This is a genomic window from Streptomyces himalayensis subsp. himalayensis, from assembly GCF_013778455.1.
Taxonomy (GTDB): Bacteria; Actinomycetota; Actinomycetes; order Streptomycetales; family Streptomycetaceae; genus Streptomyces; species Streptomyces himalayensis.
This window is the reverse complement of the sequence record NZ_JACEHE010000040.1, coordinates 47,510-55,419: the sequence shown is the minus strand read 5'-3', so window position 1 is coordinate 55,419 and position 7,910 is coordinate 47,510. Positions and strand designations below refer to the sequence as shown.

Below are 7,910 nucleotides of genomic sequence, written 5' to 3'. Positions count from 1 at the left end.
AAGAGCCTCCGGCAGTAGGTGGGGCGGCGTCGCGGGCTCTGGCACGCGCATCTGCGGCGTTGTCGTCAATCACCATCGCTCCGCGATGCCTCAATCCTCCGCCTTGCAGCTGCACGCACCAGAGCCCGCTCCTTCTTCCGCCCCACCTACTGCCGGAGGCTCTAACGGGGCTCCGCCCACGCGCCGCCCGGACAAGGGAGAGGGGCGCCGCGGACCGCTTGTGGCAGTCCGCGACGCCCCGGCGCACCTGAGGGTTCTCAGGAGGTGATCATGAGGTGGTGATCGGGGAGATGGTCAGGCGTCAGGAGTTGACCTGTGCTGTCACGAGGGACGAGAAGGTGGTCAGCCGGGTGTAGACGCCGGGGTACTCCGCGTCCGCGCAGCCGTAGCCCCAGGACGTGATGCCCGCGAGCCGGCCGCCGATGACCAGCGGACCGCCGCTGTCGCCCTGGCAGGTGTCCACGCCGCCGCTCGAGTACCCGGCGCAGACCATGTCGGATGCGATGTACGACGAGCCGTACGCGGCCGAGCAGGTGGCATTGGAGACGGTCGGGACGGTCGCCGTGCGCAGTTGGTTGGAGGACGAGCCGCCGGAGGAGGTGGTGCCCCAGCCGAGGATGCGGGCGGTGGTGCCGGCCGCGTACACACCGGTGTCGGACGAGGAGACATAGCCGATGGGCGTGTACGGCATCGAGGTCGACAGGGTCAGGACGGCGACATCGTCGCCCTCCTCGGCGGACGTGTAGTCGGGGTGGATCCATATGCGGCTGACCGACGCGACGGTGCCGTTGGTGCCGTTGCGGTAGGTGCGGCCGCCGACGACCTTGGTGTTGCTGGTGGTCCGGCCGTCCACACAGTGGGCGGCGGTGACCACCTTTCTCGCCGCGACCAGGGTGCCGCCGCAGAACTGGCTCTGCGAGGCGTTGGTGATCTGCATGACGTACGGGTAGGCGGACGCCGTGGTGGTCGTGCCGCCGACGATGGGCTGGGGCGCGGCGACGGCGGCGGGAGCGCCCAGGGCGACGGTCGCGGCGGCGGCAGCGGTCGCCGCGCACACGGCGGCGGCCTTCTTGACACGGGTGAGCCCGAACATGGATCTCCTCAGGATTGCCGGTGGGGGATGCGCGGGTGGGGGGTGCTGCACCGGCCTTGCGGGGAGGCGAGCGCCGGTGCCCGTGCGTACGGCACGGCCTCACGCTAGGGGCGGGCCTCCGGGTGGCCCAATAGGGGTTCCCCCTCGGGGAGTTGCCCAGGGAAAACCCTCGATCCCGTTCCGACGGCCGTCACCCGGTCCGCTGTCCCGCCGCCAGCCGCACGATGTCGACCCGGGACCGGATGCCCAGCTTCCGGTAGACCCGCGTGAGCGTGGCCTCGACCGTCTTGACGCTGATGAACAGCCGCGCGGCGATCTCGCGGTTGGTGGCGCCTTCCAGAACGAGCGCGGCGACCTGACGCTCCGTCGTGGCGAGGGTGTCGAGAGACGGGGGAGCTGAACCGACGAGGCCCGGTCGAGCCGCCCTCTGCGTTCTCGCCGGGACCGCGGGGGTGGGGGCCGAGGCGGCGGTCGGCGAAGGGGCGGGCGAGAGGGCCCGCGCGGTGGCCGGAGAGGACACCGCCTCCAGTTGCCGCAGCCACGGCCGTGCCTTGCAGCGCCTCAGCAGCCGCGCCGCCTCGTCGTACGCGCTCTGCGCCGCCACCGTGTCCGGCCCGCCGGCCTGCAGACGAGCCAGTTCGACGGCCGCACGGGCCTCCTCCAGCCCGTACCCCAGCCTCCCGAGACGCTCCCCTGCAGCGGCCAACCGCAGCGCGGCGGCGTCGTGTTCGCCGTGTGCGGCCAGCACCAGCGCCTCGGCCCGGTCCAGTACGGCGAGTACGCTCTCACGCCCGAGCCGGGCCGCGTGCACGCGCGTGGCGTCGATGACGTCCCGGGCCTCGGCCAGCCCGCCCGTCCGTACGAGAGCCTCCGCCAGGTCTCCGTGCCAGCGGCCGCGCGCGGGGTCCGACACGCCGAGGCGGCGCTCCAACTCCCGCACCCGCCGCAGCGCCTGGGCCGCCGCCGTGTCGTCCCCGGCCACGAGGTGGGCGTGGCCGAGCGCGGCCAGGGCCCGCGACTGGTACATCAGGTCGCCGTCCTCCTCGGCGCGGCGTACCGCCTCCCCGGCGAGGGCGAGTGCCCGTTCCACCTCGCCGCCCGCGGCCTCGGCGAGCGAGGCGAACATGGCGGCCGCACCCTCGCCGATCCCCGTGTCCCGCGCCAGCCGCAGGCTCTCGTGGGCGAGGTCGAGTGCCCGGCCGCAGTGGCCGGAGCGCAGTTCGGTCTCGGCGAGCCCGCGCAGGAAATGCACCTCGCTCTCGGCCATTCCCCGTCTGCGCACCTCGCGGAGCAGCCCGGTGATGGTGGTGCGTGCCTCGGTGAGCCGGTCGCTCATGATCTGCCAGCGGAACCGGGCGCTGCCGACGCCGTTGTGGTCGCAGGCGACGCCCGGGTCCTGCGGCTCGCGCAGGGCACGTTCGAGGGTCGCGGGGGCTTCGGGGTGCCCCATCAGGGTCTCCATCTGCGCCTGGAAGGCGAGAGCCATGAGTTCCGTACGCCGGTCCGCGGTCCTCGCGGCGAGCCGGGCGGCGCGAGCGGCCTCGGCCCGGCCCTTCTCCATGGCGCCCTCCACCAGCAGCGCCCGCCACGCCAGTTGGTAGCGCACAAGGGCCAGCAGCCGCGGATCGTCGCCCGCGTCCGCCAGCGCCTGCGGGAAGACGGCGTCGACGCCGCCCATGGCGTGTCCCGCCGTGTCGATCACGACCATCCAGGCGCGCACCCGGATCGCCGGGTCGGTGGCGCGGTCGAGGACCTCCCGCGCCACCTCGCGGGCGAGGTCCTGTTCACCGGAGGTGAGAGCGTCCTCGGCGGCCCGCAGCCGCCGTTCGTCCGCGTCGTGCACGGCATCCGGCGGGGTGTGCCGGGCCGCGAGCAGCCCGAGCTGCGCGGCGATCGAGGGGGCGCCGCGATCGCGGGCCAGGGCCGCGGCCTCGGCGAGCCGGAGGGCCACCTGCTGGTCGGTGCCCGGTGTGGCCAGGGCGAGGTGGCGGGCCCGCTCGATCGGGTCGGATGCGGCCGTGGACAGCGCGGCATGGGCCGCCCGCCGTTCCTGCGGCGTGGCCTGTGCGTACAGCGCCGCCGATATGAGCGGGTGCGCGAACCGAATGGCGCCGTCCTGCCCGCCGGACGTCTCCCGCTCGGTCGACAGCATCCCGAGCCGGGTCGCGCGGGCGGTCTCCGCCTCGGCGTCCTTCCGGCCCGCGGCGTGCAGCAGCTGCAGCGTGGGGCGCGCCCCCGCGCTCGCCACCAGCAGGGTTCTGCGGGCCTCGGTGGAGAGCATGCCCAGCCGGCTGAGTACGAGGGCGCGCAGCGACGTCGGCACGGGCAGCGGCTCGCCGGGTCTCGGCGGGGTCGGGCTCTCGGCCAGGGCGCGGCCCAGTTCGAGCGCGAAGAGCGGGTTGCCGCCGCTGGTGCGGTGGATGTCCCGGACGGTCGAGCCGGGCAGCCCCGTGTAGCCGCGCCGGGTGAGGAGTTCGGAGACCCCGGTACGGGAGAGCGGCGGCACCCGCAGGGTCAGCGTCTCCGGGACGGACGCGCGTAGATACCGGTCGTACGGCTCTCCCTGCGGCTCCGTGCCCGTCCGTGCCGCGCACAGCATGCGCACCGGCATCCCGCCCAGGCGGCGGGCCGCGAAGCCCAGCAGCTCGGTGCTCGCCGTGTCCAGCCACTGCAGGTCGTCGGCGACGAGCAGCACCGGGCCCCTGGCCGCCAGCGCCCGAAGCACCGACAGCACCGCGAGGCGCAGCGCGAGTCCGTCGTGGTGCAGCGACGAGTCGCCCCTTCCGGTGAGCGCCGCCTCGAGCGCGGCTCGCTGCGGCGCGGGCAACTGGTCAGACACCTCGTCCACGACAAGACCCAGGAGGTCGACCAGCGTCAGGAACGGCAGATGGGATTCGGACTCGGTGGCCGAACACCGCAGCACAGTCCGTGACGTTTCGGCGTATTCCGAGGCCAGGGCACGCAGGACGGTCGATTTTCCTATTCCGGCCGGGCCGTGCAACAGGACACTTCCGCCCCGGGAGAGCTGTTCGCGTGCCCGCGCGAACAGGTCGTCCCGGCCGGTGATCCGCTCCATGACGTGGTCGGTGACCTGGGCGGGTCGGGATCTGGCCGGCTCCTCGAGATCCCGTCGCATGGCCCCGCTCCCCTCATGTCGTGTCCGGGACAATCTTATGCAAAGAGGCTTGAGAATTCGGGCGGTTGTGCGGGTGAGTGGAATAAGAATCACTCGGCATAAGGGATTTCACGATGGTGCCGCATGAATAACAAATGACGCGCGGGGCGGGCGGAGGGGACCGGGGTCGGCCGGACGAGACCAGGGCGGCCAGAGGGGACCGGGGTCGGCCGGAGGGGAGGGGGCGGCATGCCCCTTCACGATCCCACCCCCGTTCGGGGGTAGTGAGATCCACGTCATGGATTGGACGATGGCAGGCGGCTGTCCGGCAAGGTCCGCAACGAGGAGGGCACATGACGGCGACGACGAGCGCCACCGAGCAGTTCCGCACCGCACGGGACTTCCTGCTCAGGCACCGGGAGGACTACGCCTCCGCGTACGAGGGCTTCGTCTGGCCCCGGCCGGAGTTCTTCAACTGGGCGCTCGACTGGTTCGACGTGATCGCGCGCGGCAACGACAGGATCGCGCTGCACATCGTCGAGGAGGACGGGCAGCGCACCCGCCTGTCGTTCGCCGAGCTGTCCGCCCGCTCGGCTCAGGCCGCCAACTGGCTGCGCGCCCAGGGCGTACGCCACGGTGACCGCATCCTCGTCATGCTCGGCAACCAGGCGGAGCTGTGGGAGACGGCCCTCGCCGCGATGAAGCTGCGGGCCGTCGTCATCCCGGCCACACCCCTGCTGGGCCCCGCCGACCTACGGGACCGCGTCGAGCGCGGCGACGTGCGGCACATCATCGTCCGGGCCGAGGACACGGCGAAATTCGACGACGTGCCGGGGGACTACACCCGGATCGTCGTAGGAGGCGGCGGGACCTCCGCGGCCGAGCCCACGGGCCGCTGGGTCGCCTACGAGCAGGCCTACGAAGCGTCCGCGTCCTTCGAGCCCGACGGCGTCACCCGCGCCGACGACACCCTCATGCTGTATTTCACCTCCGGCACGACCGCCCGCCCCAAACTCGTCGAGCACACCCACGTGTCGTACCCGATCGGCCACCTGGCCACGATGTACTGGATCGGGCTGAAGCCGGGCGACGTCCATCTGAACATCTCCTCGCCCGGCTGGGCCAAGCACGCCTGGTCCAACCTCTTCGCCCCGTGGAACGCGGAAGCCACCGTCTTCATCCACAACTACACGCGCTTCGACGCGGGACGCCTGATGGCCGAGATGGACGAGGCGGGGGTCACCAGCTTCTGCGCGCCGCCCACCGTGTGGCGCATGCTCATCCAGGCCGACCTCGGGCAGCTGCGCACGCCGCCGCGCGAGGCCGTCGCCGCCGGGGAGCCGCTCAACCCCGAGGTCATCGAGCAGGTGCGGCGCGACTGGGGCGTCACCATCCGCGACGGGTTCGGGCAGACCGAGACGGCCGTGCAGGTGTCCAACAGCCCCGGGCAGCCGCTGAAGACGGGCTCCATGGGACGGCCGAGCCCCGGCTTCAAGGTCGAGCTGCTCGACCCTGCGACTGGCGCTCCCGGCGCCGACGAGGGGGAGATCGCCCTCGACCTGTCGGCCCGCCCGGTGGGCCTCATGACCGGCTACCACGGCGACCCGGAGCGCACCGCCGAGGCCATGGCCGGCGGCTACTACCGCACCGGCGACATCGGCGCCCGCGACGCCGACGGCTACATCACCTACGTCGGTCGAAGCGACGATGTCTTTAAAGCCTCCGACTACAAGATCTCCCCGTTCGAGCTGGAGAGCGCACTCCTTGAGCACGAGGCGGTCGTCGAGGCGGCCGTCGTGCCCGCGCCTGACCCGCTGCGGCTGGCCGTACCGAAGGCGTACGTCGTCCTCGCCGAGGGATACGCGCCCGGACCGGACATCGCGAAGCTGCTCTTCGAGCACTCGCGGACCGTCCTCGCTCCCTACAAGCGCATCCGCCGCCTGGAGTTCGCCGACCTCCCCAAGACCGTGTCGGGCAAGATCCGCCGCATCGAGCTGCGCGAGCGCACGGCCGCGGGCTCCGCCGACGAGTACCGCGAGGAGGACTTCCGGTGACCCCGAAGCTTCCGGGGTCGTCTTCCGTGGTCACACGGGTCTGCGCATGCACACGCGCGGCCACCGGTCGAGTCCGTGCTCGGCCTCCGCGGCGCGGATCTTCCTCAGTCCCGGGGTGAGTTGGGCCTCGTCGAGGATGCGGAAGCCGAGGCGCGCGTAGTACGGCGCGTTCCAGGGAACCTCGGCGAAGGTGCTGAGGGTGAGGGCCGGCAGGCCCCCGGCGCGCGCCCGTTCGGCGGTGTGCTCGATCAGCAGCCGGCCCACCCCGCGGCGGGCCGCGCGGGGGTGCACGGAGACCTGCTCGATGTACTCGGCGCCGTCGACGGTCGCGCTGAGCAGATACGCGACGGGGTCGCCGTCGTCGCCCTGCCCGTCGAGGGCCACCCAGGCGCGCCCGGCCCTCCGGAAACGTTCCAGCATCTCGAGGGCGGGCGGCTCGTCGTCGGCGACGGCGGCCATGCCGAGCGCACGGAAGGGCTCACCGGCGGCGCGCTCGATGTCCTGGAGGGCGGGCAGCTCGGCGGGTGCGGCGCGGCGGATACGCATGGGACGAGTATGCGGGCGCCCGGGAATCCGCGCCCCCGCATCGGCGCCTTTCGGCGGACCAGCGCGGGGGCCGGCCTTTGGGTTGGGGGGCTGGTCCTCGGGCTGAGCGGGCTGTGCCGTGCCGCGTATGGCTTGGGCTGGGCCCGCCCCGCACAGCTCGGGCTACGCCCCCGCCGAGTACAGCTCGTCCGCCCGGCTGTTGACCGGCTGCGGGGTGCCCGTGAGGTCGACGACGAACAGGGGGACGCCCAGTTCGTCCGCGCGGACCCGGGCGTCGGCCGCGTAGCCCGCCAGTGAGAAGTAGACGGACAGCGCGGACTCGGCCGTGCCCGTGAGCCAGAGGCACTCGACGTCGCGCAGCGTCGCCGGCCGCAGGGACGGCTCCACCTGGGCGACGAGTCCCGTGGCTGCGAGCCCGATCCCGGACGAGGGGCGGTGCTCGGCGCTGCGGATGTCGCGGTAGCCGAGCCAGCGCAGATACAGCGCGACGGCGGTGACCGCGTCGCGTGCGGTGCGGATCGTGACCGGATGGAAGGCCGGGCGGGGTGAGGCGGCGGTCCGCGGCAGCGGGATGTGGACAGGCAGGGAGGGCGCCTGCCGGCTCCGCGTCGTGGCCCCTGCCGCGACCGGGATCCGGAGCACCGTCCCGCACGCGCACCCCAGTTCGGGCTGCGGCCACTCGTCCTCGCGCCCGCACGACTCGCACTGCACGCTCACCCAGTCGTCCGCCCAGGTCCGGTGGGTGATGGGCTCTGGGGTCGAGCTTGCCATGGGCGGCTGGACGGGCGCGCCGCACGTGCACGGATAGGACGGCGGTGCGTAGAGCTGCTCGCGGCGGCAGACCGGGCACCGCACCGGCACGCTCTCGACCATGACCCACCCCAGAACTCAGCACTCAGAACTCGCGACGGTACGTCAGGACAGCCCGCTCATCGGGACAGCCCCTCCCATCGTCCTCCAACGACCCCCGCCCTGACAGCCGGTCGGGCCAGATCGACCCATGCGGTATCGCGCTGAATGCCGTCCGGTGCCTGTCTGTTGACGCTCCCCGCACCGCCACCTACATTACTTCCATATGGCAGAACATTTTTTCCGCATTACG

The 7,910-nt window shown here is 72.7% G+C and carries 5 protein-coding genes; 1 reads left to right on the top strand and 4 read right to left on the bottom strand.

What is annotated here, in order from left to right:
* Positions 1 to 301: 301 nt before the first annotated feature.
* A complete protein-coding gene (locus tag H1D24_RS36980; RefSeq protein WP_181662115.1) occupies positions 302 to 1,093 on the bottom strand; it encodes a S1 family serine peptidase in 792 nt (263 codons plus the stop codon).
* A 190-nt stretch (positions 1,094 to 1,283) separates the two neighbouring features.
* The gene (locus H1D24_RS36975; RefSeq protein ID WP_181662114.1) at positions 1,284 to 4,229 is read right to left on the bottom strand and encodes an ATP-binding protein; all 2,946 of its coding nucleotides are present in this window, start codon (positions 4,227 to 4,229) and stop codon (positions 1,284 to 1,286) included.
* Positions 4,230 to 4,561: 332 nt separating this feature from the next.
* Here H1D24_RS36975 and H1D24_RS36970 point away from each other — a divergent pair, with 332 nt between their 5' ends.
* The gene (locus tag H1D24_RS36970) at positions 4,562 to 6,262 is read left to right on the top strand and encodes an AMP-binding protein (RefSeq protein ID WP_181662113.1); all 1,701 of its coding nucleotides are present in this window, start codon (positions 4,562 to 4,564) and stop codon (positions 6,260 to 6,262) included.
* 30 nt (positions 6,263 to 6,292) lie between these two features.
* Here H1D24_RS36970 and H1D24_RS36965 read toward each other — a convergent pair whose 3' ends face one another.
* Positions 6,293 to 6,808: a GNAT family N-acetyltransferase gene (locus tag H1D24_RS36965; RefSeq protein WP_181662112.1), complete on the bottom strand. Its 516-nt coding sequence runs from the start codon at positions 6,806 to 6,808 to the stop codon at positions 6,293 to 6,295.
* A 162-nt stretch (positions 6,809 to 6,970) separates the two neighbouring features.
* On the bottom strand, positions 6,971 to 7,681 hold the full coding sequence (locus H1D24_RS36960) for a hypothetical protein (RefSeq protein ID WP_181662111.1): 711 nt from the start codon (positions 7,679 to 7,681) through the stop codon (positions 6,971 to 6,973).
* Between the last annotated feature and the right edge of the window lie 229 nt (positions 7,682 to 7,910).